The following is a 26,599-nucleotide window of genomic DNA, read 5'->3' on the forward strand; positions in this document are numbered from 1 at the left end:
GAAATAGTGCAGCAAAATCGCGCGCGCGTGACTTCTGATCCGCGGCTGCCTGTGCGACATCAGCGGGGTGAGATCGTGCATCGCGTGAGGAGGTCGCATGCTGCGCAGACGTTCGCTCATGGCCGGCGGCCTGGGGTTGGCCATGGCGCCGGCCCTGGCCCGGGCCCAGGCATCCAGGATCACCGTCGTCTTTGTCGGCCACGAGCTTTGAGGCGGTTGCAAGATCTGGCGTGCCCAGTCCGAACCGGCGTTCAAGGCCTCTGAGGCGTTCAAGAAGCTCGACTACGTCGTGGTCCACCCGGCCAACGGGTCGCTGATCCTCAAGGAGGAGTCCTGGCCCCAGGAGGCGATGTGGATCCTCACCGAGTTCCTGATGAGTGATGAAGGGGCGCAGCGCGGCAATGTCACGCCGCGGTTCATCATCGCCCAGGACCAGAAGATCCTGCTCACCGCCACCGGCAACAGCGGCTGGAAGGAGCAGGTCTGGCCCCGGATCCAGACACTGACCGGCACGGCGGCATGAGTCCTCCCCAACGAAGTTGGGGAGGTGCCCCGAAGGGGCGGAGGGGAGCCATCGTGGTCTCCGCAACAAGACCACGTCGGCTCCCCATCCGGCCTTCGGCCACCTTCCCCACGCTACGCGTGGGGAAGGAAAGAAGGGGAGGTATGGCGGGGTCCCCCCGAACGCGCTACCGTGGGGCATGGGTTCGTTCTTCGTGCGCCAGCTGGCGAGCTATGCCGCGGTCCATCGCGACCCGCGCAACAAGCTGACGCATTTCATCGGCATCCCCACCATCGTGTTCTCCCTGCTGCTGGTGCTGGCGCTGTGGCACATCCCGGCCGGCGGCATGGTGATTACCGGCGCGCTCCTGGTGGGTGCGCTGGCGGTGCTGGGCTGGATGGCGCTCGACCTTGGTGTCGGCCTGGCCATGGCCATCGTCATGGCGGTATTGTGGCTGGCGGCGGAAGGACTGGCGGCGGCGCTGGGGCCGGCCGGGACGTGGATCGCCTCCGGGGCGCTGTTCGTCGGCGGCTGGATACTGCAATTCCTCGGCCACCACTACGAGGGGCGCCGCCCGGCGCTGCTCGACAACCTGTTCCAGGCCTTCATAGGACCGATGTTCCTGGTCGCCGAGGCCATGGTCGTGCTGGGCTGGCGCCGCGACCTGCAGGCCGCCATGACGCACACGGCCGTCACGCCGAGGTGAGTTGAAGAGAGCACGTTTCCCCCGCAGGTAGGAGCAGCGGGAACGCCGCCAGGCAAGACGAGGTTTTGGGCCATGCTGATCAAGCGCAAACGCGGCTGGGAGCTGCCGGAGAGCGCCGCGACGCCGGAAGCGCTTTACATGAACCGTCGCACCGTGCTGCAGGGCATGGGCCTTGGCGCCATCGGCGCCGCATTGCCGCTGGCAGCCGCGTTCGGCCAGGAAGCCGACCCGTCGGCCAAGCTGTACCCCGTGGCCCGGAGCCCGAAATACACGCTCGACCGGCCCGTGACGGCGGAGAAGCTGGCCACCACCTACAACAATTTCTACGAGTTCGGCTCGCACAAGACGATCTGGCGCGACGCCCAGAAGCGCATGAAGCTGCGGCCCTGGATGGTGAAGATCGACGGGCTGGTCGACAAGCCGATGGAGCTCGGCTTCGACGACCTGCTGGCCAAGATGCCGCTCGAGGAACGGCTCTACCGCCACCGCTGCGTCGAGGCCTGGTCGATGGCGGTGCCCTACAGCGGCTTCCCGCTCAAGGCGCTGGTCGACCTGGCGCAGCCCAAGGCGGGCGCCAAGTACCTGGTGATGCAGACCCTGTCGAACCCGTCGGTGTTCCCCGGGCAGCGCGAGTTCTACTATCCCTGGCCCTACACCGACGGCCTCACCATGGCCGAGGCGACCAACGAGCTGGCGTTCATCGCCACCGGGCTGTACGGCAAGCCGATCGTGCCCCAGAACGGCGCGCCGCTGCGGCTGGCGGCGCCGTGGAAGTACGGCTTCAAGCACGTGAAGTCGATCGTGAGCTTCACCTTCTCCGACAAGCGGCCGGTCTCGTTCTGGGAGAAGCTGATCGCCGACGAATACGGTTTCTGGGCCAACATCAACCCGCAGGTGCCGCATCCGCGCTGGAGCCAGGCGACGGAAAAGCTGCTGGGCTCCGACGAGCGCATCCCCACCCTGCTCTACAACGGCTACGGCGAATTCGTCGCCGACCTCTACAAGGACATGAAAGGCGAGAAGCTGTTCATGTAGTATCACCTCTCCCGCATGCGGGAGAGGTCGACGCGCGCGCCGCGCGCGGACAGGCATATCGGCCATCGGCCGATATGCCGAGGTCAGGGCTTCACGTGCAGGACCACGTCCTTGGGCCCTCACCTTCCCATTGCGCTTCGCGCAACGGGCCCCTTCCTCTCCCGCTCGCGGGAGAGGAAATGAACGAAGGGGAGACGTTGCATCATGATCACACGCCGCGCCGCTTTGCTCGGCAGCCTTGCCGTGCCTGCCCTGCCCACATCGCTGCGCGCGCAGGCGGCGTGGGCGCCGAGCAAGCCGATGCGCCTGGTGGTGCCGTTCGCGGCCGGCAGCGCCACTGACATCCTGGCCCGTGCGCTTGCCGCCAAGCTGCAGGAAGCGTGGAACCAGCCGGTGATGGTCGACAACAAGCCCGGCGCCGGCGGCATGCTGGCGGCCGGCGACGCCGCCCGCGCCGCGCCCGACGGCCACACCCTGCTGGTGGCCACCAACACCACGCACGCCGCCAACCCGTGGCTGATCAAGAATCTCAGCTACGACCCGGTCAAGGATTTCGCGCCGGTCACCACCGTGGTGGTCGGGCCCAACATCGTGCTGGTGCATCCCGACCTGCCGGTGAAGTCGATCGCGGAGCTGACGGCCTACGCCAAGGCCAATCCGGGCAAGCTGAACTTCGGCGAGGGCAGCTCCTCGCAGCGCATGTCGGCCGAGCTCTACAGGCAGCTGACCGGCGTCGACATCGTGCATGTGCCCTACAAGAGCAGCCCGCCCGCCATGCAGGACCTGATCGGCGGGCGCGTGCAGCTGATGTTCTCCGACCCGCAGAATGCGCTGCCGCAGATGCGGGCCGGCAAGGTGCGGCCACTGGCGGTGACCAGCCGCCAGCGCAGCAAGGCCGCGCCCGACCTGCCGACCATGATCGAGGCCGGCGTGGCCGACTACGAGCTCACCTGGTGGCAGGCGATCTATGCGCCGGCCAAGACGCCCGCGCCGGTGATCGCCGCGATCAACGCCAAGCTGCGCGAGATCGCCGCCGACGCCGCGACACGCGACCTGATGACGGCCGGGGCCGCCGACGTGGTGCTGATGTCGCCCGAAGAATTCGCCGCCTTCACCCAGCGCGAGCTCGAGCACTGGCGCAAGATGGTCCAGGCCGCCGGCATTCAGCCGGAGTAGCGGCGGACAGCTGCGGCGCAACGCCGAACCGATTGTCAACAATCGGTTCGATGTTGTGCGCCAAAAATACCAACATCTCCTTTTGCTCGCCGTTTCAATGCCTTGGCGTGGCGGCGCGGTTAATTCGAAAGTGCCAGAAACACCCTGAATCCGCGGCAAGCGCCGGGATGCGCACGGCTCGCCGCGGCAGCACAAAGGCCTCGCGGCGGGGACACGGGTCAGGCTCGTGACATCACGCATTCTCATGGGCGCCACGCGATGGTGGTGGATGGGGCGTCGCTTGACGTCAGCGACCGGCGTTCCTGCCGTCACCGTCGAAGCGATGGCGGCACGCGCCCGTATGAAGCCCGGCGGCGGCTTGCCCTTTGACTGCTGGGCAGCGTAGCGCCCGTCAACCCCGGCGGCGGGTATGCCTACTGATCTCAACCAATATATGTCCGCGGCGATCATCCTTCAACCGGTACGAAACCAGACGAGCGCAAGCAGCCGCGTCTCTTCATGTCGGCGTTGCGCGAAGCCGGCTCGACGCTTGGTATGGGGTGTGCCTTCATGGTGAGCCTGTCGAACCATGAAGGCTCCGCACGATCCGCGGTGCGTCAAGCTTCATGGTTCGACAGGCTCACCATGAAGCTCGGAGGACGCCGGTGAGCGGCAAGGTCATCATCGAGAAGAGCGGCCCGGTCACGACCGTGTGGCTGAACCGGCCGGACAAGCGCAACGCGCTCGACAGCGAGCTGCTGGGCGACCTGAAGGCGGCGTTCACGGCACCGGTCGCCGCCGACGACCGCGTCATCGTCATCCGCGCCAAGGGCCGCGTGTTCTGCGCCGGCCTCGACATGTCCGAGCGCCGCGAGACCATCGGCAGCGGCGAGGCCAGCGGCATCGAGGCCATGCTGCATGCGATCGAGACCAACCCGCTGCCGGTGGTTGCCGTCGTGCAGGGCGACGCCATCGCCGGCGGCAACGAGCTGGCGCTGCACTGTGACCTGGTGGTCGCCAGCGCAGAGGCGCGCTTCGGCATGTCCCTGGCCCAGGTCGGGCTGGCGCCCAACTGGTTCCTGGCCAAGAAGCTGATGGAAGTGCTGGGTCCCGTGACGACGCGCGAGATGCTGCTGCTGGGCGATCCGCTGCCGGCGCCCCGCCTGCACGCGCTGGGGCTGATCGCGCGCTGCGTGCCGGCCGCCGAGCTCGAGGCGGCGGCGCAGAAGGTCGTCGACCGGCTGGCTGCCAACGCGCCGCTGTCGCTGCGTGCCATGAAGGGGCTGACCGTGCGCCAGCTGCAGTTCCGCGACGGCATCGGGCATGACGACGTCGACGCGCTGGTGCGCGCCGCGATGCAGAGCCAGGACGCGCAGGAGGGCATGAAGGCCCGCCTGGAGAAGCGCACCGCCGCGTTCAAGGGGCGGTGAACCATTGTCTCCTCCCCACGCAGTGGGGAGGTGGCCCGAAGGGCCGGAGGGGAGGCGACGTGGTCTCAGTAACGAAAACCACGTGGGCTCCCCCTCCGGCCTTCGGCCACCTCCCCCAGCGAAGCTGGGGGAGGGTTTTATCCCACAGGAAACCCCATGCAGCTGCGTCCTGACAAACCGTGGACCCCGTTGACGGCCGAGGCCGTGGCGCGCCTGCCGGGGCAGCTCGGCGTCTACCAGATCGCCGACGCCGACGGCGCTGTCGTGCATATCAACTACGCCGGCGGCCGCTCGCGGTTCGGGCTGCGCAGCGCGCTCGAGGACGAGCTCGCGGCACGACCGGCCGGACACAGGTTCCGGGTCGAGATCAACATGCAGTACATGACCCGCTACCAGGAGCTGCTGATGCTGCACCAGGCCGACACCGGCAGCCTGCCGCGCGACAACGCCGCCAACCCGCCGCCGCGGCTGGGCCGCCTGAGCCCGCGCTGAAGATCGGAGGACACCATGGATTTCGACCCCTCCGACGAACAGCAGATGCTGATCGACAATGTGCGCCGCTTCGTGCGCGAGGAGATCCTGCCGCTGGAGGCCAAGCTCGATCCCGACGCCTCCGAGCTCGATCCCAAGGACCACGCGCGCCTGGTCGAGAAGACCAAGGCGATGGGGCTCTACGGCATCGACATCCCGCACGAGTTCGGCGGCCCCGACATCGACATCGTGACCCGCACCTTGCTGGCGATCGAGATGGCGCAGCACCGCGCCGGCCTCTACGCGCCCTGCTACGGCACGTTCGGCGGCGCCGGCCTGGCGCAGCTGTTCGAGGCCAACGAGGACCAGAAGGAACGCTACCTCTTCCCCACCCTGCGCGGCGAGAAGAAGGCGTTCTTCGGGCTCACCGAGCCGTCCGGCGGCAGCGACCCGGCGCGCGCCATCCGCACCCGGGCCGAGCGCAAGGACAATGGCTGGGTGATCAACGGCAGCAAGATCTTCATCTCCGGCGCCGACCGGGCGCAATACGGCATCGTGTTCGCGCGCACCGACGCCAGCAAGGGCCGCGGCGGCATCACCTGCTTCATCGTCGATCACGACACGCCCGGCTTCCATGTGCGGCGCGTGGTGCACACCCTGCGCTCGTCGAGCTACGCCACGGAGCTGGAGTTCAAGGACTGCTGGGTGTCGGACCATCAGGTGCTGGGCGAGGTCAACAAGGGCTTCGCGGTGGCCAACGACCGCCTCACGCGCCAGCGTATCCCCTACGCCGCCGGCTGCATCGGCGTCGCCATCGCCGCGCACGAGATGGCGATCGAATGGTCCAAGATGCGCGAGACCTTCGGCGCCCGGCTGTCGGACCGCCAGGCGATCCAGTGGATGCTGGTCGACAACGAGCTCGACATCCGCACGGCGCGCCTGTTCACCCTGCAGGCCGCCGAGAAGGCGCGCCGCGGCGTTCCCTTCCGCACCGAGGCGGCGATCGCCAAGCTCACCGCGTCGGAAGGCGGCTGGCGCGTGGTCGACCGCTCGATGCAGATCCACGGCGGCATGGGCATGACCAAGGACCTGCCGCTGGAGCGCTGGTACCGCGAGATGCGCATCCGCCGCGTCGGCGAAGGCCCCAGCGAGGTGCAGCGCATGCTGATCGCGCGCGAGGTCCTGGGCACGAGCGTGCGGTAGCTTTTCTCTCCCCCAACGCAGTTGGGGGAGGTGGCCGAAGGCCGGAGGGGGAGCCCACGGGGTGTTCGTTACTGAGACCACGTCGGCTCCCCTCCGCCCCTTCGGGGCACCTCCCCAACTTCGTTGGGGAGGAATTGACCTTCTCGCTCCCCCAACTGTGGGGGAATCTATTCAATCGTAACTGACCACCGCATCGCAGGAAGAGTTCACCACAGAGGCACAGAGAACACAGAGGATCACAGAGAATGATTTTGCGCGCCGACGGCGCGCGACACTTTCCTCTCTGTGACCTCTGTGCTCTCTGTGCCTCTGTGGTGAAGTCTTCCTGTCGCCCCAAGCACCAAAGGAAAAGTGACCATGATCCCCGGCATTCTGAGCGGCGTGAAGGCGGTCGAGTTCGGGCAGAACCTGGCCGGGCCCTATTGCGGGCAGATCCTGGCCTTCCTGGGCGCCGACGTGGTGAAGGTCGAGCGGCCCGAAGGCGATGACGCACGCAAATGGGGACCGCCGTTCATCGAAGGCGACTCCACCGGCTTCATCGCGCTGAACCGCGCCAAGCGGTCCATCACCGTCGATCTCGCCGATCCGGCACAGCGCAAGGCGCTGGTCGAGCGCATCGGGCAGGCCGACGTCTTCGTGCACAATCTGCGGGCCGACGTGCCGGCCAAGTTCGGCATCGACGGCGCGACGCTGGCGCAGCGCTTCCCGCACCTGATCTACGCCGATCTCGGCGCCTTCGGCCATGCCGGGCCGTGGGCGCAGCGGCCGGGCTACGAGCCGATCATCCAGGCCGTCGCCGGCCTGATCTCGCTGAACGGCGATCCCGGCGGGCCGCCGGCGCGCGTCGGCGTGTCGATCATCGACCTCAGCACCGGCATGTGGACGGCGATCGGCATCCTGGCGGCGCTGTGGCGCAAGGCGCAGACCGGACAGGGCTGCGTCGTCAACACCTCGCTGTTCGAGACCGGGCTGATGTGGGCCTCCAACCACATCGCCGGCTACACCACGACCGGCAAGGTGGCGCCGCGCCAGGGCACCGGCCATCCGTCGCTGACGCCCTACCAGGCGTTCGAGTGCAGCGACGGGCCGCTGATGGTGTGCCCCGGCAACGACCGGCTGTGGCGCAAGTTCGCCGAGGCGCTGGGCCATCCCGAGTGGCCCGACGATCCGCGGTTCCTCACCAACCCGGTGCGCATGCAGCACCGCGAGACGCTGCTGGGCATGATCGGCGACATCATGAAACGCGAGGCGCGAGCCGCGTGGAGCGCGCGGCTGGACAAGCTCGGCGTGCCCAACGGCCCGCTCAATTCAGTGCCAGACGTGATGGCGCTGGCGCAGGTGGCGGCGCTGGCGATGTTCAGCAAGCCCTTCGCCGACTCGCCGGCCCTGTTCCACGGCCTGCCCGTCTCGTTCGACGGCCAGCGCGCCGGTGACGATTCACGCGCGCCCAGGATCGGCGAGCACGACGGCGCTGCGTGATCCCGCCTGCGTCCCGGCGCAGGGCGATCGCATATGACACCGTTCCCCCTCGCCCTGCGGCAGCGGGGAGAGGGAGGGGCCCATCGCGAAGCGATGGGAAGGTGAGGGGTACGAGCGGTCAGTCCCTATTTTTGCCGCATGGCTTGATCGTTCCTACCCCTCACCTTCCCATGCTTTCGGCATGGGCCCCTTCCTCTCCCCGCTGCCGCGGGGCGAGGAGATAGCACCGATGCTCCCCGCCGAGACACGCTTCAGTACTTGCATGCGATATAGCCGTAGTACATATCCAGAAAATCACCGAGATTCAGGGTTCCATTTCGAGGAATCGTGATCCTTTTCCCCCAAGTGAAAACTGGAAATGAAACTGGATCTTGCTTGCTCAAGATCACAAAGCTCTTCGAGTCCAGGACAACCCAATGATTGGGCTTGCTTATGAGGGTCTTCAGCTTTCCGTCGATCATGTCGGCATCGATCAGCAAGGCGACCTGATAGTTGGCCGCGCACCAGTGCCTGGCCATGACGAGGTTGCCCACATCCTTGCTGAAGAAGTAGTTCCAATCCTCCTTGATGTCCGTGAAGCCGGCCTTCTTCATCCATGCAGCGACCTCGTTTCCCCAGGCGCCGCCGCGGTCGGTCTCGCTCTCGTAGTCGATGAACCAGTTTTCAGAGTCCCGGATGCTCGCCATGATGATCCAGTCAGCCTCCGCTATGCTGGCCGGAACGCGGTGGTCCTTCAGGTCCTGGCAAGGGGCCAGGCTCCACTTCCCGATCTTCGCCTTGCCGGTGTCGAAGAGATCCGTGACGGCCTGGGCGTACGCCTCCGGCTTGGTGCGCGCGATCTGAAAGACCACTGCGGCGCTGGGACACAAGCCTGACTGTCCTTGATTGATGAGATAGGGATTGTTGAGCCGGGCCCGGAGCCCGCTCGCGATGGTGGATCGGTCCAGCCATTTGAATGCGCCGGCGTCGGTCTTGACGGCAAAGTCGTTGACGATCTGTTGCGCCGGATCAATCACAGGCGCGCTCGCCGTCGGTGTGGGACGTCCCGGGCCCCACGCGCCGCTCGTGCCTTCAAGGTACTTGAGTGTCCTGCCACCTGGATCGACCCGCCCATCAGGCTTCGTGATCCCCAGAATCTCGCGCTGAATGATGATGATGGCCGTCACCGTCGGATCCGCGTCGCTCGAGCCGTTGATCCTCCCGCTGAAGGAGAAGGGCTTGAGCCATTTGTGGAGCCGAATGTCACCTCCGATGTGAAGGTTGAGCAGCGTCTGCACGAGCATGACGTCGGCGTGGTGGTTCTTGCCCCATTTGCCTACCGAATGTGCAATCGTTGCCATGGCCCCCTCTCCAGAGGCGTGACCCGCAGGGTCGATCGCGGGATGAGCTCACAGGAGAACCACCGTGGCTTTCCGCGTCAGAAGCACGCCTTCCGCGCGCAAGCAGAAACGACAGGTGCCGGGCGCGTCGACATTGGTCGGGCACGCTCTGCGTGCGGGGCGCACCGCAGAGGCTACACGTGGTGATCCCAGCGTCTATCCGATGCCGGCAGGCTCTATCCGCCGTCCGCAGCTTTCTGATAGGATCACTCACATTTTTCTGGTACTGTGACGCCGTGGTGTCCGGATGCCGGAACATTGGGCGGGCATCCGGCTGATCCACTGCTCGCCGGCAATTGCCGCATTCCAGGCCGGAGCAACCGATGCACGCGCCTGTCGACCGCAGCCCGCTGCACCGTCATCCAGAGTTGTGCTGCAGCGATGCCGCTGGTGTCGCCGATCTGCTGGCCAGCAAGGGCTTCAACCTGACCTTGCCGCGCCGCCGTGAAGGCGATGGCGGCATGCAGATCAATGCGACCGACCTGCCCAGCATCCACCTTTGCTACGTCAGCTATGGCACCGAAGCGATCGCCACGACAACGCCGGCGCGCACCGACTACCGCGTCCAGTTCCCCCTGGCGGGCCGGTCGGTCTCGGTGATGGGCCGGACCGAGGTCGTCTGCGCCGACATGCAAGGCGTCATCGGCTCGCCGGTTTGCGACCAGACGATCCGTTCGGCGGCCAACTCACGGCGCCTGATGATGTACTTCGCCGGCGACGCGCTCATCCGGCATCTCAACGCGATGATGGATGAGGCGATTGTCGAGAAGGTGCGGTTCGATCCGGCATTGGATCTCACCCGCGGCGCCGGGCGCAGCCTGCAGCGCTGGGTGATGCTCGCCGTCGAGGAGCTCGATGACAGCAACGCCCTGCTGGCCAATCCGCTGGCGGTGACACAGCTCGAGCAGCTGCTGCTGACCGGGCTGGTCTGCGGCCAGTCGCACAACTACAGCGACCAGCTGCACCGGCGCATCGCGATATCGCCGCGCAGCGTGCGGCGCGCCATCGACTATATTCACGCCAACCTGCATTTGCCGATCACGGCCGAGCAGCTCGCGGCGGCCGCCGCCGTGCCGGGACGCACGCTCTATGCCCACTTCCGGCAGGCGACCGGGCTGGCGCCGCTCGCCTATGTGCGCAAGGCGCGCTACGAACGGGTGCGCCGGGAGCTGCTCGCCGGCACAGACGAGCACCTCACCGTCATCGCGGCCCGCTGGGGCTTCGAGCACATGGGCCGCTTCGCTTCAGGCTACCGCGCGCTGTTCGGCGAGCGCCCATCGCAAACACTGCGGCGGCGGTAAGAGATCCCGGGCCGCGGCGCGCCTCATCGAGGTCGTGAACCCATAAACCGGAAACGTCCGCGATGGGCGGTCAGCAGACATTCCCCCTTGACGATCAATGTGGGTAGCGACAGTGTCGAAGGACATGCTCAGGAACCAGAACCTTTGTGATCGACGCCGACGCCGCTGCACCCAAGCGGCGGCTCTTCGGGCTGCGCGTCGATCAGCGTCCGTCCGGGTGGTGACTGCCTCACCGTAGGTCCCACCCGCCGGAACGGCCCCGGCCCGCGTTCCTGAACCCCCGCAGCCCTCGGCTCCGGGGGTTTTTCTTTTTGCCCGAACCCAGAAGGACACCACCATGAGCATTCGTGTCGGCATTGTCGGGATCAGCGGCTTTGGCGGCGGCGAGGCGATGCGCCTGGTCGCGAGCCACCCTTCTTTCGAGCTCATCTACGCCGCAGGCGAGGGCAGCGCCGGCAGCCGTTTGGTGGACCGCTTCCCCGGTGTGCCGGCCAAGCTGGCCGAACTGGTGATCGAGAAGTGGGACCCTGCGACCCTGCCCAAGCTCGACGTGCTGTTCGCGTCGCTGCCCACGGGCGCCTCGGCCGAGGCGCTGGCGCGCATCCCCAAGAACGTGAAGATCGTCGACATCGGCGGCGACCACCGCTACGTCGAGGGTTGGGCGTACGGCCTGGCCGACGTCTGGCCAGACCAGATCGAGGGTCAGATCCGCGTTGCCAACCCCGGCTGCTTCCCCGCGGCGACGCTGAACGCGCTGGCACCGCTGCTGGCCAACAAGCTGATCGAGCCTGGCAACATCGTGATCGACGCCAAGACCGGCATCTCCGGTGCCGGCCGGGGCGGCGCCGATAGCAAGTTCGGCTACGCCGAGAGCAACGAGAACCTGGTGCCCTACGGTCTGCTCAAACACGTCCACATGCCCGAGATGGCCAAGACAATCGAGCGGCTGAGCGGCGGCAGCGCGGCCGGGCTGGTGTTCACGCCACACTTGGTGCCGATGACCCGCGGCGTGCTCGCCACCATGTACTGCCGCGGCCGCGCCACCACGGAGCAGTGCCTGGAAGCGGCCCGGCGCTTCTACGCCGGACGGGCGTTCGTCCGCGTGACCGACAAGCCGCCGCAGACCAAGTGGGCGACCGGCTCGAACCTCGCGTTTGTCAGCTATGCGGCCGATCCGGAACGCAACGTGGTGATCGCGATGGGCGTCGTCGACAATCTCGGCAAGGGCGCCGCCGGCCAGGCGGTGCAGAATGCGAACCTGATCTGCGGCCTGCCAGAAACCGCGGGGCTCGACGGCGTACCTGTCTGGCCATGATGAAGGCGGGCTTCCAGGCAGCTAATCAATCCGCTTCGTAGGACCGCGAAGGGTCGGGAGCCGTAAGCGGCTCTACCGCGAGCGCAATCTGATTGAGCGCTTCTTCTCCAGCTGAAGCACTTCCATCGCGTTGCCACGCGCTACGACAAGCTCGCCGCCAACTTCCTGGCTATGGTCCAACTCGCCTCAATGCGTCTGTGGCTCCGCAATTACGAGTCTACGACCTAGTTCCCAGCAAAGGGTCTCTGCAGTGACCGCCTCGCTGGCGGCGATCCGCTGCTGCGGATCATATCGAGCAGCGCCCGCGACGCGGCCGGGACCTGCCGAGTTTTAACCGAGACCGACAAACGGGACGTTGGCAGGTCGGGATTGGGCTTGTAGCCGGGTTTTCCGGTTCGGTCGATCCAGTCGAGGACAGTGCCGAGTTCGCCTTGCAGGGTGATGGTGTAGTCGCCCCGGCTCTTGCCGGGCGTGACGACAACGCGGTCAATGACCTCGCGCAGCGAGTCGGCGGCTTCAATGGCGTCGTCGGGATGGTCGAGCGCGGCGGTCAGGCGCTCGATCCTGCGACGATAGGTTTCCGCGATGTTCGGATGAATATCCGGCGTGTCGTCCGGCACGTCCGACAGGCGGGCGGTGAGGCCGTCCTGTTTCGTCTCCAATTCGGTCAGGCGCGTGGACAGGGCGCGGGTGATGGCCGCCCTGACGCGCACGATCTCGGCAATAGCTTTGGCCGTGTCGGCAAGCTCGCGGCGCGTGGCGTCCTCGCTCTGCCGGCGCTCGGGGTTGTCGTGCTGGCGGAAACGACCGATGCCGGAAAGAGGGAGGCATGGGCCAAGCGCGGGGCCGCGTTCTTTCAAGGTCGGTCGCGGCGATCTGCATCAGCGCCTGAACGCGACACTGGCAGCGCTCAAACGCAACCGGGCGGCGCGCAACCGGCATCAGGCGGCACGGGCGCGGCATGACATGCGCTCGTGGCAGGTCGAGCGCCGCAACCGCACCCGCCACCTCATCGAGCTCGGCGGCCTCGTCGTCAAGGCGGGCGTCGTGGACCTGACCGGCGATGATCGGACGATGATGTACGGCGCGATGATCTGGATAGCCGAAAAGCTTAAGAGCGAGGGTCGCGAACACGCACGTGACGTCTGGACAAAGCTCGGGCAGATAGCATTCGAAGCGGATCGCACCCGAAAAATCGGCAACACCGCGCAGGCGCCGCAGGATCAGGCGTGACCGATAGCGGGCGGCGCGGAGATTTCAGCTATTGCAACGCTGCCCGCCAGCTACAGTTCCCCATTGCCGAATCAGGTTCCAAATCAACCCAAAATCAATTCTGTCAAAGTAGCGCTAAGCAGGTTCAAGGGGGCATCCCAGAGCGGCTCAAAGCCGCGTCGCCGCCAGAATGCGGCGGCATCTCCGTCGGCGAGGTTGACCATCAAAGCCTGCCCACCGATCACGAAAGCAACTTGGACGCAACGTTGGAGGGCGTGTTCGCATCGCCATCAGCAACTCGCCGATCGGCTTGTCGATGGTCGGTATTTCCTGCATTGTCGACTCCTGCAATCGCGACAAAGGTCGATGTGCCTCGCTGGGGACGCGGTGCAACATCGTGCGGACGCCAGAGGGGAAGACGAGAGCATGCGCCATCCGCGACGCAAACTTGTGCTTGCCGTCGTTGGGTTCGGCCTCGCGATCTTCCTCCTCTGGGCAACGTTTTCGGGCGTGCTCGGCCCGGATGACGGCACGCCCGCGATGGTGGCCAGCGTGGTCGGCCTGCTGATCCTCGGCGTCGCCGGCTATTTCGTGGTCACCGGAGGAATGACCGCGCGCGCGGCCGCGCAGCTTGAGGCCGGAACCGACGTGATCGCAAGCTGGCGGGTGCCGACCGCGATCTGGCAACGCTTTCGCAACATCCGACTCGAAGGGACCGGAGTCAGGGTGCCGATGCTCAAGGGCCTTTTGTTCGCTCCACGCGCCGTCGCCGAGGGCGAGACGGTCGAGATCATCTGTGGGGCGCGGGGTGCGCTGATCGACGGTCGTTATTTCTCGCTCGCGCCCGGACGCGGGGTGGGGATGGAGCAGGCGGGGATGGTGCTGACTGATCCGCCCTGCGTGGCGATCATTATCGGCCTGCTCGCCGGCGCCCATGGATCACCGCGGACGACGCGCTGGCTGCTGCTCCTGCCGATCCCGCCCGGGGCGCGGAACGAAGCAAACAAGGCAATCCGCCATTATGCCGCGGCGGTGGACAGTGTGCGCGACATCGGCGATCTCGCGCGCGCCTATCCCCGCCGGACTCGAATCCTATTCTGGGCGATCCTGATCCCTGCGGTCGTTGCGGCCATTACAGGCGTCACACTTGAGGTGAACGACTATCCTGGCGAACTTCCGGCCTGGCTCGGGATCACCGGCATCATGACGACCCTCGGCACGCTGCTGGTCGCCGCGAAGGTCCGCTTCTCGGGGCGCCGATGAGCCCGCCAGCCGCGCGATGCGGTTGCCTTGCACCAGGACCTCGCCGGCATAGGGCATGCTGCCCGAGCCGTCGAGGATGCGGACGTTGGTGAACAGGACGTTGGCCATGCCTGCACCTACTGGACCGGGTTGACGAGGGTGCCGATGCCGTCGATCTCGATGCGCACGCGATCGCCGCGGTGCAGGAACCGCGGCGGATCGAAGCCGATGCCGACACCCGACGGCGCCATCGCCTCGACAAGCGCCAGCGCGCCCACGGCGTGGGCGCTCTCACCAAGCGCAAGCGGAATCACGTTGCGTCCATCGGCGCTCAGCTGCCCGACGTGCCGCCGCCCCGCCCACCAGTAGGTGGCGATCTTCACGTTTCCACCCGTGCCAGGCCTTGGCGATGGCCAAGGTCGCGTCATGCTGTTATTTGGTGAGACACGCGTCTCACGGATTGCCGGAAAGCAAGGGCCCGGTGCCGACCCTGTCAAGGAACGCCATGCCGACACGCTCGCGCCGCACGCTCACGTTGCCACCCGCCGGCGATGACGGCCCGCGCGCGCGCACGCATCGCCGGCTGCTGGCGGCGGCGATGCAGCTGGTCCGGCGCGGCCGCACGCCGTCCGTGGCCGAGGTCGCGCTCAGCGCCGGCGTGTCGCGCGCCACCGCTTATCGCTACTTTCCCAACCGCAGCACGGTCATCGCCGCGGTGGTCGCCGAAAGCCTCGGGCCGGTGCGCAGCTACGAGCCGCGCGCCAGCGACGGACGGCAGCGCCTGCGCGAGCTGTTCCGGCAGACGTTCCCGCGCTTCAAGGAATTCGAGCCGCACATGCGCGCCGCCCTGCAGCTGTCGCTTGAGCACGAGTCGCTGGAGCGCGTGGGCCTGCTGGAGGAGCCGCGCTACCGCCGCGGCTTCCGGCGGGACCTGCTGCGCCGCGCGGCAGCGCCGCTGCGCCCGCTGCTGGGCCGGCGTCGCTTCGACCAGCTGGTGAAGGCATTGTCGATCGTCTACGGCATCGAGCCCTATGTCGTGCTCAAGGACATCTGGGGCGCCGGCGACCGCGAGGTCGAGGACATCGCACGCTGGATGCTCGACGCGCTGATCGACGCCGCCCTGCGCGAGGCCACAGGCAAGGCGACCACCGCCGCGCGTGCGGCCGCCGCGGGCAACGGCACGGCGCGCCGCGGCAGCATCACGATCCCGGCTTGAACTTTCGGAAAAATCGCCAACCTATGTCGGACCTTGGCCGCCCCGTTCGTCCTTCTGACGAACGCAGGAGATCCGACATGTCGAGAAGGTTTGCAATGGCGCGCGCCGTGGCGGTCGGGCTCGCCCTTGCATCGAGCCTGGCGCTGCCGTCCCTGGCGCAGTCCGGCACCGACGGCGCAGCGCCGAGCTGGAAGGCGCGCGCCATGACGAGCGTCAGCAAAGCGGGCTACGCTCAGGTCAACAAGCTCAAGCTCTACTATGAGATCCACGGCGCCGGCGAGCCGCTCGTGCTGCTGCATGGCGGGCTGGGGCTGGGCAGCATGTTCGGCGAGCTGCTGCCGGCGCTGGCCAGGACGCGACAGGTGATCGTCGTGGACCTGCAGGGCCATGGCCGCACGGCCGACATCGACCGGCCGCTGCGCTACGAGCTGATGGCCGACGACATCGCCGCCCTGGTCAAGGAGCTGGGCTTCGCGGCGGTCGACATCATGGGCTATTCGATGGGCGGCGGCGTGGCCCTGCGGACGGCGATCCAGCACCCCGACATCATACGCCGGCTGGTGGTCGTCTCGGCACCATTCCGGCGCGACGGCTGGTACCCGGAGATCGTGGCCAGCATGCAGCAGCTGAGCAGCGCCGCGGCCGAGCAGTTGAAGCCGACGCCGATGTACCAGGCCTACGCCGCCGTCGCGCCACGGCCGGAACGCTTCGGCATGCTGCTCGACAAGATCGGCGACATGGCGCGACAGGATTACGACTGGTCCAGGGACGTCACGGCGATCAAGGCGCCGACGCTGCTGGCCTATGGCGATGCCGACGCCGTCTTCTCCAGCCATGCCGTGGCGTTCTTCGAGCTGCTGGGCGGCGGCAAGAAGGACGCCGGCTGGGACGGCGCCGGGATGTCGAAGGCACGGCTCGCCATCCTGCCCGGGCAGACGCACTACAACGTCTTCATGTCGCCCCTGCTGGCGGCCACCGTCTCGCCGTTCCTCGATTCTCCCCTGCCGGCGAAGTGATGGCGCAGACGACAGCCGCACGCGCATCGCGCCGGGACTGGGTCGGGCTTGCGGTGCTGATGCTGCCCTGCCTGCTCGTCTCCATGGACCTCACGGTGCTGAACCTCGCGGTGCCGCACCTCAGCGCCGACCTCAAGCCCAGCAGTGCCCAGCTGCTGTGGATCGTCGACATCTACGGCTTCCTGATCGCCGGGTGCCTCATCACCATGGGCACGCTGGGCGACCGTATCGGCCGGCGCCGCCTGCTGCTGGTCGGCGCGGCTGCGTTCGGGGCGGCCTCGGTGCTGGCGGCTTTCTCGACCAGCGCCGACATGCTGGTCGTCACGCGCGCCGTGCTCGGGATCGCCGGCGCGACGCTGATGCCGTCGACCCTGTCGCTGATCCGCAACATGTTCCATGACCCGGCGCAGCGCACACTGGCGATCGGGATCTGGACCACCAGCTTCTCGGTCGGAGGCGCGCTCGGCCCCCTGATCGGCGGCATGCTGCTGGAGCATTTCTGGTGGGGCTCCGTGCTTCTGGTGGCCGTGCCGCCGATGGTGCTGCTGCTGGCGCTGGGGCCATGGCTGCTGCCGGAATTCAGCGATCCCGGCCACCATCGCTACGACATCGCGAGCGCCCTGCTGTCGCTGGCCGCCGTGCTGGCCGTGGTCTACGGGATCAAGCGCATCGCCGAAGACGGTCCCGACTGGATCGCGGCCCTGTCGATCGCCGTCGGCGCATCGATCGGCATCCTCTTCGTGCGCCGGCAGGCGCGCCTGCCCGAGCCGCTGATCGACCTTCGCCTGTTCCGGATACCGGCCTTCAGCGCAGCGCTGGGGACGAACATGGCCGGCTTCCTCGCAATGTTCGGAATCTCCTTCCTCCTGGCGCAATACCTGCAGCTTGTCATCGGCCTGACGCCACTCCAGGCCGGCTTGTGGTCGGTGCCTTCGTCGGTCGGATACACCCTGGGCTCCATGCTGACGCCCTGGCTGGCCCGCCGGTTCAGCGCCGCCACCGTGGTCGGCGGCGGCCTGCTGGTCGCCGCTGTCGGCTTCGGCGCGCTGGCCGGGCTCGGCCACAGCCCGGGGCTGGCGCTGGTCGTGGCCGGGTCGGTCGTCTTCGCCGTCGGGCTGGCACCGGTCTACATCCTGACGACCGACATGATCGTGGCCACCGCGCCGGCGGAGCGGGCCGGCGCGGCGTCGGCAATCTCCGAAACCGGCACGGAGCTGGGTGGTGCGCTGGGCATCGCTCTGCTCGGCAGCATCGCGACCGCAGCCTATCGCAGCGCAATGAGCCAGGCCGTCGCGACCGGCGGCATCCCGCCAGAGGTGACGGAGACCGCACGCGCCACGCTCGGTGGCGCTCTCGCCGCGGCGAGCCGCCTGCCGCTCCCCGCCGGCGCCGACCTGCTGGCAACGGCGCGCGACGCTTTCACGCACGCGCTGCAGACGGCATCGCTCATCAGCGCCGCCGTGATGATCGCAACGGCGGTCGTCGCCATGCTGGCGCTGCACCCCCGCCCATCCGCCGTGCCCGGTCAAGGGCTTTGAGCCCAAAACGGGTACTTGGACCTTTGACGTTCCAGGCAAAGCCGTACAGTTTGCCCCGATCGCGCTACTCTGACGTGTGGCGGAGGATGGATTGAAGACCTTTTACGTGGAGGCGGGCCACGAGGCCCGACACCGTGGCGTGTGGTACGGTCCCGGCATTCTGGTGATCCTGGAGGACGGCGAGGGCGTCGAGGTTTTCGCGGCGGCCAATGGCCGGCGTGGCGCCTGCATCGGCAGCTACACCTACATGCAGCTTGACGCAACATCACCGCCGCGCGGCTTGCGCGCCAACCTCATGCACGCGGCGGCCTGAGACGCACAGCAGCCATCATTTCCGGCAAAACTCCACGGGCGCTTCGGCGCCCTTCTTCTTTCAGGCTATCCCCAGCAGGCGTGCCGCCGTGCCACCCAGGATCGCGGCGCGTTCGGCGTCGCTCAACCCCGGCGTCGCCAGGATGTGGTCCACCGACGTGCTGGTCCAGGGATAGGGGTAGTCGGTGCCCATCACCACCTGCCCCGGCCCGGTCTCGGCGATGAGGTGCCGCAAGGCCTCGGGCGTGAAGACGATGGAATCGAAGTAGAGCTGCTTCAGGTACTCAGTGGGCGCCTTGCGGGGCAACGGCCCGCAGCGGTCGGGGAATGTCCGGCAGACCGCATCGGAGCGCGCGGCGTAGGACGGCAGGTAGCCGCCGCCATGGGCGGCGCAGATCTTGAGGCCGGGAAAACGGTCCAGCGTGCCCTCGAAGATCAGATGCGACAGGGCGATGGTGGTCTCGAGCGGATTGCCGATGGTGTTCTCCAGCAGGCCGCTGCCCCTCAGCCGGCCGCTGGGCTCGAGCTCCCTGGTGCCCTGCGGATGGATGAAGACCAGCGCGCCCAGCGCCTCCGCCTTGGCCCAGAAGGGATGGAACCTCTCCGCCGCCAGCTCTTCGCCGTTGACGCTGCCGCCGATCGCCACGCCACGCAGGCCCAGCTTCCTGACGGCGGCTTCGAGCTGCTCGACGGCAAGCGCCGGATGCTGCAGCGCCACGCTGGCGAAGGCGACGAACCGGTCGGGCTCGGCGGCGCAGATCTCGGCCAGCTTCTCGTTCTGGATGGCGATGATGCGGGCGGCGACGTCGTGATCGACCCCGTACCAGTAGGGATTGATGCTCAGCGCCTCGACATCGATGCCCTGCTCGTCCATCGCCTGCAGGCGGCTGGCGGTGTCGGACATCAGCAGCGCCCGGGGCGCGACCTGCAGGCCCATCAGCGCCATCGCCTCGGGCACGGCGCAATGGGCATGTATGTCCACCGTCCTCACCCGCCGGCCGCCGACCACCACCGCCCGGCGGCGCGCCGATGGCCGCCCGGCCGGCGCCGCGGGGACATCGGCCTGCAAGCTGCATCCGACAAACGCGATCCCGGCGGGTTGGCCGCCGCCAGCCTCTGTGCCGACATGCATGGCGATCTCCCATGACGGCCGCGCCGCGCTCAGGCGGCCAGCAGCACGCAATGCTCGGGCGAGAACGACAACGTGGCCTCGGCCCCCTCATCCAGCAGATTGGTGGGCGGCCGCCGCACGATCAGGCTGCCGCAGGGACAATCGACAATGTACTGCACGAAATCGCCGTGGAACATCCGCTGGCGCACCGTACCCCTGACATGATTGTCGCCGGGGCGGGCCTGCATGTCGATATAGGCGGTGCGCACCGCCACCTCGGTTTCGTCGCCGCGCACAGCATGCGGCGCGCTCACGCGCAGCGTGAGGCCGCCCTCGACCTCGAAGGCAAGCAGGCCGCCGTCCGACGACGCCGGATCCAGGCGGCCCTTGATGATGTTGGCCGAGCCCACGAAGTCGGCCACGAAGCGGCTGCGCGGGCTGTTGTAGATCTGCTCCGGCGAGCCGATCTGCTCGATCACGCCCTGGTTCATCACGATCACCCTGTCGGAGATCGCCAGCGCCTCCTCCTGATCATGGGTGACGTAGACCGACGTGATGTCCAGCCGCCGCTGCAGCTCGCGCAGCTCGACCCGCATCTCGGCCCGCAGCTTGGCGTCGAGATTGGATAGCGGCTCGTCGAACAGCACCACGGTCGGCGAGAAGGCGATGGCGCGCGCCAGCGCCACACGCTGCTGCTGGCCGCCTGAAAGCTTCGAGGCCGGCCGCCCGCCGAGATGGCGCATCTGCACCAGATCGAGCGCGCGCTCCACCGCGCGCGCGATCTCCTCGCGGCTCTGCTTGCGCACCCGCAGCCCGTAGGCGACGTTGTCGAACACGCTCATGTGCGGCCACACGGCGTACGACTGGAACACCATGGAGACGCCGCGCTGCTCGGTCGGCACGTTGCGCCGCTCGCCGGCCGCATACATGGCCTGGCCATCGATGCGGATGCTGCCGGCCATGGGCTGCTCCAGCCCGGCGATGGCGCGCAGGGTCGTGGTCTTGCCGCAGCCCGACGGTCCCAGCAAGGTCACGTGCTCGCCGCGGCCGACGGTGAAGCTCACGCCGTTGACCGCCACCGCCTCGCCGTAGCTCACCACGAGGTCGCTCACCTCGATGCGCGCGTCGCTCCTGCTCGCGTTCACGTCAGCTCCCGGGTTACGCCGCGCGTGAGCCGGAACAGGATGACCAGCGCCACGACCACCGTGAAAGTCTGGATCAGGGCCATCGCGGCCGTGAGCTCCGTGCCGCTGCTGGCCCAGGCGCTGACGATCGACGGCGCGATCACCTTGGCGTTCGGTCCCATGAGGAACACCGACGCGCCCAGCTCGCGCACGCAGGCCATGAAGATCAGCAGCCACGCGGCAAGGATGCCGGGCTTCAGCAGCGGCAGCGTCACCGTGCGCATCTGATAGCCCCAGCCGGCGCCGCAGACCCGGGCGCATTCCTCCAGGCTCTTGTCGATCTGCAGCACGACACCGGCGAGCGAGCGCACGCCCAGCGGCAGCATCACCGTGAAGTAGGCCAGCGCCAGCAGCCATAGCGTGCCATAGAGCGGCACCGGCATGTTCAGCCACGCCCACAACAGCGCGAGTCCGAACACCATGCGCGGCACCGCCTGCGGGAACATCACCAGGTATTCGACGGCGCCGCGCCCGACGAGCTGCGAGCGGTAGATGATCCAGACCAGCACGGCCATCACCAGCACGCCCACCGAGGCCACGCCCAGGCCCAGCAGCAGGCTGTTGAACAGCGCCGTGCGCACCGGCCCCAGCGACAGTGCGGTGGCGTAGTTGGCCAGGGTGAACTGCGCCTGGTCCAGCAGCACGGTGGCGAAGCGCTGCAGGGAGGTCAGGATCAGGGCCGCCAGCGGCAGCACGACGGCCAGGAAGATGTAGGTGGCGCAGACGCCGAACAGCAGCCATGCCAGCCGCCCCATGTCCATCGGCCGCGGCCGGTACGCCTTGCCCGTGATCGTGGCGTAGCTGCCGCGTTGCACGATCCAGCGATAGACACTCACCATGGCGAACATGACGGCGAACAGCGACAGGCCCATGGCCGCCGCCCGGCCATAGTCCGGCGGATAGCTGAGCGTGGCCTCCCAGATCGAGGTGGTGATCACGTAGATGCGGCCGGGGATGCCGATCACCAGGGCGGCGGCGAAGGATCCCAGCATCTCGGCGAACACGAACAGCGTCGCGCCGAGCACGCCCGGCAGGACCAGGGGCAACGTCACCGTCAGTGTCGTGCGCAGCTTGCTGGCACCGATCACGCGTGCCGACTCCTCGAGCGCCGGATCCATCGACTTCATCGAAGCGGCGATCATCACGAACGCCACCGTGCCCTCGAACAGCGCCATCACCCAGGCGATGCCGAACATCGAGTAGATGTTGAACGGATCGCCGCGCCCGCCTGCCCATTGCCAGAGCTGATTGAAGAAGCCGCTCTTGGGGCCGGCCAGCACGCTCCACGCCAGCGCACCCACCAGCGGGGTCATGTAGTACGGCAGCTCCATCAGCCGCTCGAGCTTGTCGCGGCCAGGCACGTTGGTGCGGGTCAGGATCCAGGCCAGCGTGAAGCCTATGGCGATCGCCATGGCGGTCGCCATGATGGCGATGATCACCGTGTTGGTGAGGATGTGCAGATCCTCATCGAGGATGGCGAGATAGTTGTCCAGGCCGAGCGTCTCGGCCGGAAACGCCATCGGATCGCCAGTGTTGAACGATTCCTCGACCAGGAACAGCACCGGCAGCAGCACCAGGAAGCCGACGACCAGCAGGATCGCCGTCGTCACCAGCACCTGCGCGTTGAGGCGCCGGCGCAGCTCACCGATCCACATCGCCGGCCGGTCTCAGCGCCGGGCGCCGACGATGCGATCCCACTCCTTGGCGAATTGCGGCCGGTCCTTCTCGAAGGCGTTCCAGTCGTCCGGGACCAGCAGCTTCATCTCCTTGAGCGACAGGCCGTTGCCCGGTGGCGGCACGTCCTCGCGCGGCGAGTGCAGCAGCAGCGCATCGGCGTAGGCCTTCTGGCCGACCGGCGAGAGGAACCAGTCCATCAGCAGCTCGGCGGCGTTGGGATGCGGGCCGTCCTTGATGATGCCCCAGGTCTGCGGCACCGTCGGCACGCCGGTCTGCGGAAAGACGAACGCCAGCGGCGCGCCCTTGGCCTTGAACTCGATATAGCCCGAATACTGGGCCCCCATGATGATCTTGTCCTGGCCGTCGATCAGCCTGCCGTATTGCTGGACATAGGAGTCGAAGGCGCGCGGCTTGATGGCTGCGAACTTCTTGAAGTAGTCCGCTCCCAGCAGCGGACGCAGCGTGTACCAGACACCGTGCTGCAGGCCCGAGTTGGAGACCTTGACGTTGACGGCATCGGTCCATTTCGGGTCCAGCAGGTCTTCCCAGGTCTTGGGGGCCTCCGCGGCCGGCACGTTGTTGGGATTGTAGGCGATGCCGGCCATGATGATGGCGCCCCAGGTCCAGAACCCTTCCGGCTCGCTCTTGTACTCCTTCTTGAAGGCCGCCATCTCGGGCGACACGTACTGGCGGTAGCCGCCACGGCGCTGGAAGTCGAGCACCATGCCCATGTCGGAAATCTGCATCACATCGACGAGATAGGACTTGGCCTGGCGTTCCGACAACAGCTTGGCATAGAGCGCGCCGGCCTGCAGGCGGACATAGCTCGTCTTGATTTTCGGGAAGAGCTGCCGGAAAGCCGCCAGCAGCTTGACCTGCCCCTGCTCGGGGTCGGTGGAGTAGAGCACCACCTCGCCTTCCGCCTCGGCCTTCTCGACGTCGGCGCACGTCTTGAACCCGTCCATCTGACGCGGCTTGTCGCACAGCCGAGCCTGCGCCTGCGCGGCCGACCAGCTTGCGCAACCAAACGCAACCAACAGCACTCCCAGGATGCCGACTCTCATGGCGTCTTCCCCAAATGCATGTCGTTGGAACGTGGATTGGCGCGAAGCGTAGTCGCTTCCGTGCGGGCCTTCAATCGCCGATCGGCCGGCCCACCTTGAAGACAGAGCGATCGCATATGCCCCTACCGTCATCCCGAGCGTAGCGAGGGATCTCCCGCGAATTGCGCACCGTGCGCCGTGCCGCAGGAGATCCCTCTCCTGAGCCTGTCGAAGGGGGCGCTCGGGATGACAGCGAGGTCAGATGCGACCGTCCTAGCCCGTCCCCAGCCGGGCGTGAACGAGGGGCATCACATCCCGGGCGACGCGCTCGAGGTTGTCGACGGCCTGGCGCAGCGTCATGCCCGGCAGCCGCGGCTGGAAGATGAGATGGTCGAGCTTCAGGCGCCGCTGCCAGACGGCGATCTTCTCGGCAACGTCATCGGGTGGCCCGAGGAACCAGCGGTCCTGCATGAAGGCTTCCGACATGTAGTACGGGTGGTCGGCGGTGAGCGGCCGACGCTCGCCGGTCTGCGGATCGCGATACGTCTGACCCGTCCGTTCCGGCGCATATTGCACGCGATAGACGTGATCGAGATAGGGACGCTGCCGCTCGATCGCATCCGCCACCGAGTCGCCGACCAGGATCTCACGGATGAGCGCATGCGGCAGCTGCGCTCCACCCTGCCGCGTCGTCTCCTCGTCGAACGACTCGACCTGCCGCGCCGTGTGCTCAAGCTCGGTGAGCGGCGCGATCATGAGGCCGGCACGATAGCGCACCGCCCGCGCCCGCGACGCCGGCGCGGCCGCCCCGATCCATAGCGGCGGCGTGCCCGGACGCACGGGCGGCGGGCGCAGGACACCGACGCTCACGGTGTAGACTTGGCCGCCGTAGTCGAACGGCTCGCCGCGCCAGGCGAGCTGCAGGACGTCGAGCGCCTCCTCGAAGGCGCGCGTGCGGCGGGCATACGGCAGGCCGAACATCGCGAACTCGGCCGGCCGATAGCCCTGCCCAAGGCCGATCTCGACACGGCCACCGGACAGGTTGTCGAGCACGGCCAGATCCTCGGCCAGCCGCAGCGGATGACCGTGCAGCGGTGCCAGCGCGACGCTCTGGCCGATCCGGCAGCGGGGCGCTGCGACGGCAAGCGCGGCGCCGGCGACCACCGGCGACGGGCAATAGCCGTCCGCCTCGCCATGATGCTCGCTGACCCAGATCGTCCGGACACCAAGACGGTCGGCCTCTGCCGCCATCTCGATGCCTTCACGGTAGGCCTTGTCCCAGCTTTCGCCCAATGCGCGATGCACCTGGAAGCTCAATGAGATGCCGAGCCTGGGTAGCGGTGTCATGGATTCTCCCTGTCGACGCGACGCGATGCGGCTACGATAGCGGCTGCGACAGCCAGGAGTTCTGCCATGGCCACAGAGCTGACCCGCTTGACCGCCCGCGCGGCGGTCGCGCTGCTGAAGCGGCGCGAGATCTCGCCGCTCGATCTCATCGAGGCCGCTGCCGCCCGCATCGCCGCGGTCGAGCCGCAGGTCAACGCCTTGCCGACGCTCTGCCTCGACCGGGCCCGCGCGCATGCCCGGCGCCTGATGTCCGGCCACGGCCGCGAGGCCGAGAACGAGCCGGGCTGGCTGGCCGGCCTGCCGGTCGCCATCAAGGATCTGACCGATGTCGCGGGCGTGCGCACGACCTACGGCTCGCCGATCTTCAAAAACCATGTTCCCGCACGCTCGCACCCGCTGGTCGAGCGGATCGAGCGCAAGGGCGCAATCGTGATCGCCAAGTCGAACACGCCGGAGTTCGGCGCCGGCGGCAACACCTTCAATGCCGTGTTCGGCCGCACGCTCAATCCCTGGAACACGGCCCTGACCTGCGGCGGATCGACCGGCGGCGGCGCCGTGGCGCTGGCCACCGGCGAGGTCTGGCTGGCGCAGGGCTCGGACCACGGCGGCTCGCTGCGTGGGCCGGCGACGCTGTGCTCGGTCGTCGGGCTGCGGCCGTCGCCGGGGCGTGTCACGCGCGGCACCAGCAACAACCTGTTCTCGCCGCTGTCGGTGCAGGGGCCGATGGCGCGCAACGTGCCCGATCTGGCGCTGGCGCTCGATGCCATGGCCGGGTTCTGTCCCCTCGACCCGTTGACATTCGACGCCCCCGCGATGTCGTTCAGCGACGCCGTGGCACGACCGCCGGCGCGCCTGCGCATCGCGTTCACGGCAAATTTCGGCGGTGCCCTGCCCATCGACCGCGAGACGCGCGACATCTGCAGCCGGCAGGCGCGCCGCTTCGAGGAAGCGGGTTGCCACGTCGACGAAGCGTTCCCCGATCTGGGACCGGTCGACGAGGTCTTCCTGGCGCTGCGCTCGCAGCATTTCGTGGTCGACCGCGAGCTGCAGCTGGGCACGCACCGCGATCAGCTCAAGGCGGACATCATCTGGAACACCGAACGCGGCCTGCAACAGACGCCGAGCCGCCTGGCATGGGCCGATCGCGAGCGGGCCGCGCTCTTCCGCCGCTTTGCCGCGTTCTTCGAAACCTACGATCTGCTGGTCACGCCCGGCGCGGCGACGCCGGCCTGGGACGTCAATCTGCGCGCTCGCGAGGTCATCGACGGCGTCAAGCTCACCAACTACATCGCCGGCAGCGGGCTGACCTCGGCCATCACCCTCACGTCATGCCCGGCAGTGTCGGTTCCGTGCGGCTTCGACTCGTACGCCCGCCCGGTCGGCCTGCAGATCGTTGCACCGCCACGCGGCGAAGCAAGCGCGCTGCATGCCGCGGCAATGTTCGAGCACATCAGCGGGCTCGATCGCCTGCTGCCGATCGACCCCCGTCCCGGCACGGTGCCGCCCGGCTAGGCCGCCGCAATCGCACATGGCCCTCCCGTCATCCCGAGCGCAGCGAGGGATCTCCCGCGGCAGGACGCACGGTGCGCCATTCGCGAGAGATCCCTGTACCAGTTGAAGCGCAAGAGGCCCGGTCTAGAGTGACCGGGTCGGGCCGCCTGCCGGGAGCCACCCATTGATCCAGTGCCCAGAGCACCAAGCGAGGATCCGTGCCCCGGCAGAGTG

25 protein-coding genes and 2 pseudogenes are annotated in these 26,599 nt (G+C 67.7%); 19 read left to right on the forward strand and 8 right to left on the reverse strand.

The genetic code is table 11. The features are described 5' to 3' along the window. Positions 1-289: 289 nt before the first annotated feature. The 8 genes from FHP25_RS32440 to FHP25_RS32475 all read left to right on the forward strand — a co-directional run bounded on the left by FHP25_RS32440 (position 290) and on the right by FHP25_RS32475 (position 7,981). Positions 290-523: a hypothetical protein gene (locus FHP25_RS32440; RefSeq protein WP_147851146.1), complete on the forward strand. Its 234-nt coding sequence runs from the start codon at positions 290-292 to the stop codon at positions 521-523. Between the two features lie 178 nt (positions 524-701). Beyond that, positions 702-1,208, forward strand: coding sequence for an Mpo1 family 2-hydroxy fatty acid dioxygenase (locus tag FHP25_RS32445; protein WP_147851147.1), 507 nt, complete (start codon positions 702-704; stop codon positions 1,206-1,208). 72 nt (positions 1,209-1,280) lie between these two features. Beyond that, positions 1,281-2,243, forward strand: a complete 963-nt coding sequence (msrP, locus tag FHP25_RS32450; protein WP_147851148.1) for a protein-methionine-sulfoxide reductase catalytic subunit MsrP — start codon at positions 1,281-1,283, stop codon at positions 2,241-2,243. 204 nt (positions 2,244-2,447) lie between these two features. After that, positions 2,448-3,419 carry a Bug family tripartite tricarboxylate transporter substrate binding protein gene (locus FHP25_RS32455; protein WP_147851149.1) on the forward strand — a complete coding sequence of 324 codons (972 nt, stop codon included), beginning with the start codon at positions 2,448-2,450 and terminating at the stop codon, positions 3,417-3,419. A gap of 644 nt (positions 3,420-4,063) precedes the next feature. After that, positions 4,064-4,828, forward strand: coding sequence for an enoyl-CoA hydratase/isomerase family protein (locus tag FHP25_RS32460; RefSeq protein WP_178133952.1), 765 nt, complete (start codon positions 4,064-4,066; stop codon positions 4,826-4,828). A gap of 156 nt (positions 4,829-4,984) precedes the next feature. Further along, positions 4,985-5,320 carry a DUF7508 domain-containing protein gene (locus FHP25_RS32465; protein ID WP_147851151.1) on the forward strand — a complete coding sequence of 112 codons (336 nt, stop codon included), beginning with the start codon at positions 4,985-4,987 and terminating at the stop codon, positions 5,318-5,320. 15 nt (positions 5,321-5,335) lie between these two features. Beyond that, positions 5,336-6,502, forward strand: a complete 1,167-nt coding sequence (locus FHP25_RS32470; protein WP_147851152.1) for an acyl-CoA dehydrogenase family protein — start codon at positions 5,336-5,338, stop codon at positions 6,500-6,502. A 357-nt stretch (positions 6,503-6,859) separates the two neighbouring features. Beyond that, positions 6,860-7,981 carry a CaiB/BaiF CoA transferase family protein gene (locus FHP25_RS32475; protein WP_147851153.1) on the forward strand — a complete coding sequence of 374 codons (1,122 nt, stop codon included), beginning with the start codon at positions 6,860-6,862 and terminating at the stop codon, positions 7,979-7,981. A gap of 251 nt (positions 7,982-8,232) precedes the next feature. Here the strand turns inward: FHP25_RS32475 and FHP25_RS32480 are convergent, their stop codons facing one another. Then, positions 8,233-9,321 carry a hypothetical protein gene (locus FHP25_RS32480; RefSeq protein ID WP_147851154.1) on the reverse strand — a complete coding sequence of 363 codons (1,089 nt, stop codon included), beginning with the start codon at positions 9,319-9,321 and terminating at the stop codon, positions 8,233-8,235. A gap of 362 nt (positions 9,322-9,683) precedes the next feature. On the opposite strand from FHP25_RS32480, the gene FHP25_RS32485 reads away from it, so the two are divergent. The 3 genes and pseudogenes from FHP25_RS32485 to FHP25_RS32495 form a co-directional block, all read left to right on the forward strand. Next, a complete protein-coding gene (locus FHP25_RS32485; protein ID WP_147851155.1) occupies positions 9,684-10,661 on the forward strand; it encodes an AraC family transcriptional regulator in 978 nt (325 codons plus the stop codon). 337 nt (positions 10,662-10,998) lie between these two features. Beyond that, on the forward strand, positions 10,999-11,976 hold the full coding sequence (gene argC / locus FHP25_RS32490; protein WP_147851156.1) for an N-acetyl-gamma-glutamyl-phosphate reductase: 978 nt from the start codon (positions 10,999-11,001) through the stop codon (positions 11,974-11,976). Between the two features lie 70 nt (positions 11,977-12,046). Next, positions 12,047-12,204, forward strand: a pseudogene (locus tag FHP25_RS32495) (transposase); the annotation flags it as partial. On the opposite strand, the gene FHP25_RS41050 reads toward FHP25_RS32495, so the two are convergent. Next, a complete protein-coding gene (locus FHP25_RS41050; RefSeq protein WP_178133953.1) occupies positions 12,201-12,836 on the reverse strand; it encodes a hypothetical protein in 636 nt (211 codons plus the stop codon). The pseudogene FHP25_RS32495 and the gene FHP25_RS41050 overlap by 4 nt on opposite strands. Here FHP25_RS41050 and FHP25_RS42050 point away from each other — a divergent pair. From FHP25_RS42050 to FHP25_RS41055, 3 genes and pseudogenes are all read left to right on the forward strand, one after another. Further along, positions 12,762-12,941, forward strand: a pseudogene (locus tag FHP25_RS42050) (conjugal transfer protein TraD); the annotation flags it as partial. The gene FHP25_RS41050 and the pseudogene FHP25_RS42050 sit on opposite strands and share 75 nt — an antisense overlap. A gap of 1 nt (position 12,942) precedes the next feature. Then, a complete protein-coding gene (locus FHP25_RS32510) occupies positions 12,943-13,209 on the forward strand; it encodes a conjugal transfer protein TraD (RefSeq protein ID WP_147851158.1) in 267 nt (88 codons plus the stop codon). Positions 13,210-13,614: 405 nt separating this feature from the next. Beyond that, complete coding sequence (locus FHP25_RS41055; RefSeq protein WP_178133954.1) at positions 13,615-14,451, forward strand: hypothetical protein; 837 nt, start codon at positions 13,615-13,617, stop codon at positions 14,449-14,451. Positions 14,452-14,567: 116 nt separating this feature from the next. Here the strand turns inward: FHP25_RS41055 and FHP25_RS42750 are convergent, their stop codons facing one another. Then, a complete protein-coding gene (locus FHP25_RS42750) occupies positions 14,568-14,813 on the reverse strand; it encodes a fumarylacetoacetate hydrolase family protein (RefSeq protein ID WP_408068561.1) in 246 nt (81 codons plus the stop codon). 122 nt (positions 14,814-14,935) lie between these two features. Between FHP25_RS42750 and FHP25_RS32525 the strand changes: the two genes are divergently transcribed. The 4 genes from FHP25_RS32525 (at position 14,936) to FHP25_RS32540 (ending at position 18,513) form a co-directional block, all read left to right on the forward strand. After that, positions 14,936-15,646, forward strand: coding sequence for a TetR/AcrR family transcriptional regulator (locus tag FHP25_RS32525; RefSeq protein WP_147851160.1), 711 nt, complete (start codon positions 14,936-14,938; stop codon positions 15,644-15,646). Positions 15,647-15,723: 77 nt separating this feature from the next. Further along, a complete protein-coding gene (locus tag FHP25_RS32530) occupies positions 15,724-16,662 on the forward strand; it encodes an alpha/beta fold hydrolase (RefSeq protein ID WP_218578760.1) in 939 nt (312 codons plus the stop codon). Continuing rightward, the gene (locus FHP25_RS32535) at positions 16,662-18,200 is read left to right on the forward strand and encodes an MFS transporter (protein ID WP_147851161.1); all 1,539 of its coding nucleotides are present in this window, start codon (positions 16,662-16,664) and stop codon (positions 18,198-18,200) included. Before FHP25_RS32530 ends, FHP25_RS32535 begins: the two co-directional genes overlap by 1 nt. 91 nt (positions 18,201-18,291) lie before the next feature. Beyond that, positions 18,292-18,513, forward strand: a complete 222-nt coding sequence (locus FHP25_RS32540) for a hypothetical protein (protein ID WP_147851162.1) — start codon at positions 18,292-18,294, stop codon at positions 18,511-18,513. Between the two features lie 60 nt (positions 18,514-18,573). Here the strand turns inward: FHP25_RS32540 and FHP25_RS32545 are convergent, their stop codons facing one another. From FHP25_RS32545 to FHP25_RS32565, 5 genes are all read right to left on the reverse strand, one after another. After that, positions 18,574-19,644: an amidohydrolase family protein gene (locus FHP25_RS32545; RefSeq protein WP_147851163.1), complete on the reverse strand. Its 1,071-nt coding sequence runs from the start codon at positions 19,642-19,644 to the stop codon at positions 18,574-18,576. A 29-nt stretch (positions 19,645-19,673) separates the two neighbouring features. Beyond that, entirely contained in the window at positions 19,674-20,768 is a 1,095-nt protein-coding gene (locus FHP25_RS32550; protein WP_178133955.1) for an ABC transporter ATP-binding protein, read from the reverse strand. Continuing rightward, on the reverse strand, positions 20,765-22,462 hold the full coding sequence (locus tag FHP25_RS32555; protein ID WP_147851165.1) for an ABC transporter permease: 1,698 nt from the start codon (positions 22,460-22,462) through the stop codon (positions 20,765-20,767). Before FHP25_RS32555 ends, FHP25_RS32550 begins: the two co-directional genes overlap by 4 nt. Positions 22,463-22,474: 12 nt before the next feature. Then, positions 22,475-23,548, reverse strand: a complete 1,074-nt coding sequence (locus tag FHP25_RS32560) for an ABC transporter substrate-binding protein (protein ID WP_178133956.1) — start codon at positions 23,546-23,548, stop codon at positions 22,475-22,477. Between the two features lie 252 nt (positions 23,549-23,800). Then, a complete protein-coding gene (locus tag FHP25_RS32565) occupies positions 23,801-24,874 on the reverse strand; it encodes an LLM class flavin-dependent oxidoreductase (RefSeq protein ID WP_147851167.1) in 1,074 nt (357 codons plus the stop codon). A gap of 66 nt (positions 24,875-24,940) precedes the next feature. On the opposite strand from FHP25_RS32565, the gene FHP25_RS32570 reads away from it, so the two are divergent. Next, positions 24,941-26,386: an amidase gene (locus tag FHP25_RS32570; protein WP_147851168.1), complete on the forward strand. Its 1,446-nt coding sequence runs from the start codon at positions 24,941-24,943 to the stop codon at positions 26,384-26,386. Positions 26,387-26,599 lie beyond the last annotated feature (213 nt).

Source organism: Vineibacter terrae, assembly GCF_008039615.1.
Classification (GTDB): Bacteria; Pseudomonadota; Alphaproteobacteria; order Reyranellales; family Reyranellaceae; genus Vineibacter; species Vineibacter terrae.

Bases quoted from the DNA above. Each gene is read 5' to 3' on its own strand.
- FHP25_RS32485 (WP_147851155.1), top strand. From the start codon at position 9,684: ATGCACGCGCCTGTCGACCGCAGCCCGCTGCACCGTCATCCAGAGTTG.
- FHP25_RS32530 (WP_218578760.1), top strand. From the start codon at position 15,724: ATGTCGAGAAGGTTTGCAATGGCGCGCGCCGTGGCGGTCGGGCTCGCC.
- FHP25_RS32445 (WP_147851147.1), top strand. From the start codon at position 702: ATGGGTTCGTTCTTCGTGCGCCAGCTGGCGAGCTATGCCGCGGTCCAT.
- FHP25_RS32475 (WP_147851153.1), top strand. From the start codon at position 6,860: ATGATCCCCGGCATTCTGAGCGGCGTGAAGGCGGTCGAGTTCGGGCAG.
- msrP (WP_147851148.1), top strand. From the start codon at position 1,281: ATGCTGATCAAGCGCAAACGCGGCTGGGAGCTGCCGGAGAGCGCCGCG.
- FHP25_RS32570 (WP_147851168.1), top strand. From the start codon at position 24,941: ATGGCCACAGAGCTGACCCGCTTGACCGCCCGCGCGGCGGTCGCGCTG.
- FHP25_RS32560 (WP_178133956.1), bottom strand. From the start codon at position 23,548: ATGAGAGTCGGCATCCTGGGAGTGCTGTTGGTTGCGTTTGGTTGCGCA.
- FHP25_RS32555 (WP_147851165.1), bottom strand. From the start codon at position 22,462: ATGTGGATCGGTGAGCTGCGCCGGCGCCTCAACGCGCAGGTGCTGGTG.
- FHP25_RS41055 (WP_178133954.1), top strand. From the start codon at position 13,615: ATGCGCCATCCGCGACGCAAACTTGTGCTTGCCGTCGTTGGGTTCGGC.
- FHP25_RS32535 (WP_147851161.1), top strand. From the start codon at position 16,662: ATGGCGCAGACGACAGCCGCACGCGCATCGCGCCGGGACTGGGTCGGG.
- FHP25_RS32525 (WP_147851160.1), top strand. From the start codon at position 14,936: ATGCCGACACGCTCGCGCCGCACGCTCACGTTGCCACCCGCCGGCGAT.
- FHP25_RS32545 (WP_147851163.1), bottom strand. From the start codon at position 19,644: ATGCATGTCGGCACAGAGGCTGGCGGCGGCCAACCCGCCGGGATCGCG.
- FHP25_RS32470 (WP_147851152.1), top strand. From the start codon at position 5,336: ATGGATTTCGACCCCTCCGACGAACAGCAGATGCTGATCGACAATGTG.
- FHP25_RS32565 (WP_147851167.1), bottom strand. From the start codon at position 24,874: ATGACACCGCTACCCAGGCTCGGCATCTCATTGAGCTTCCAGGTGCAT.
- argC (WP_147851156.1), top strand. From the start codon at position 10,999: ATGAGCATTCGTGTCGGCATTGTCGGGATCAGCGGCTTTGGCGGCGGC.
- FHP25_RS32455 (WP_147851149.1), top strand. From the start codon at position 2,448: ATGATCACACGCCGCGCCGCTTTGCTCGGCAGCCTTGCCGTGCCTGCC.
- FHP25_RS32480 (WP_147851154.1), bottom strand. From the start codon at position 9,321: ATGGCAACGATTGCACATTCGGTAGGCAAATGGGGCAAGAACCACCAC.
- FHP25_RS32510 (WP_147851158.1), top strand. From the start codon at position 12,943: ATGCGCTCGTGGCAGGTCGAGCGCCGCAACCGCACCCGCCACCTCATC.
- FHP25_RS32465 (WP_147851151.1), top strand. From the start codon at position 4,985: ATGCAGCTGCGTCCTGACAAACCGTGGACCCCGTTGACGGCCGAGGCC.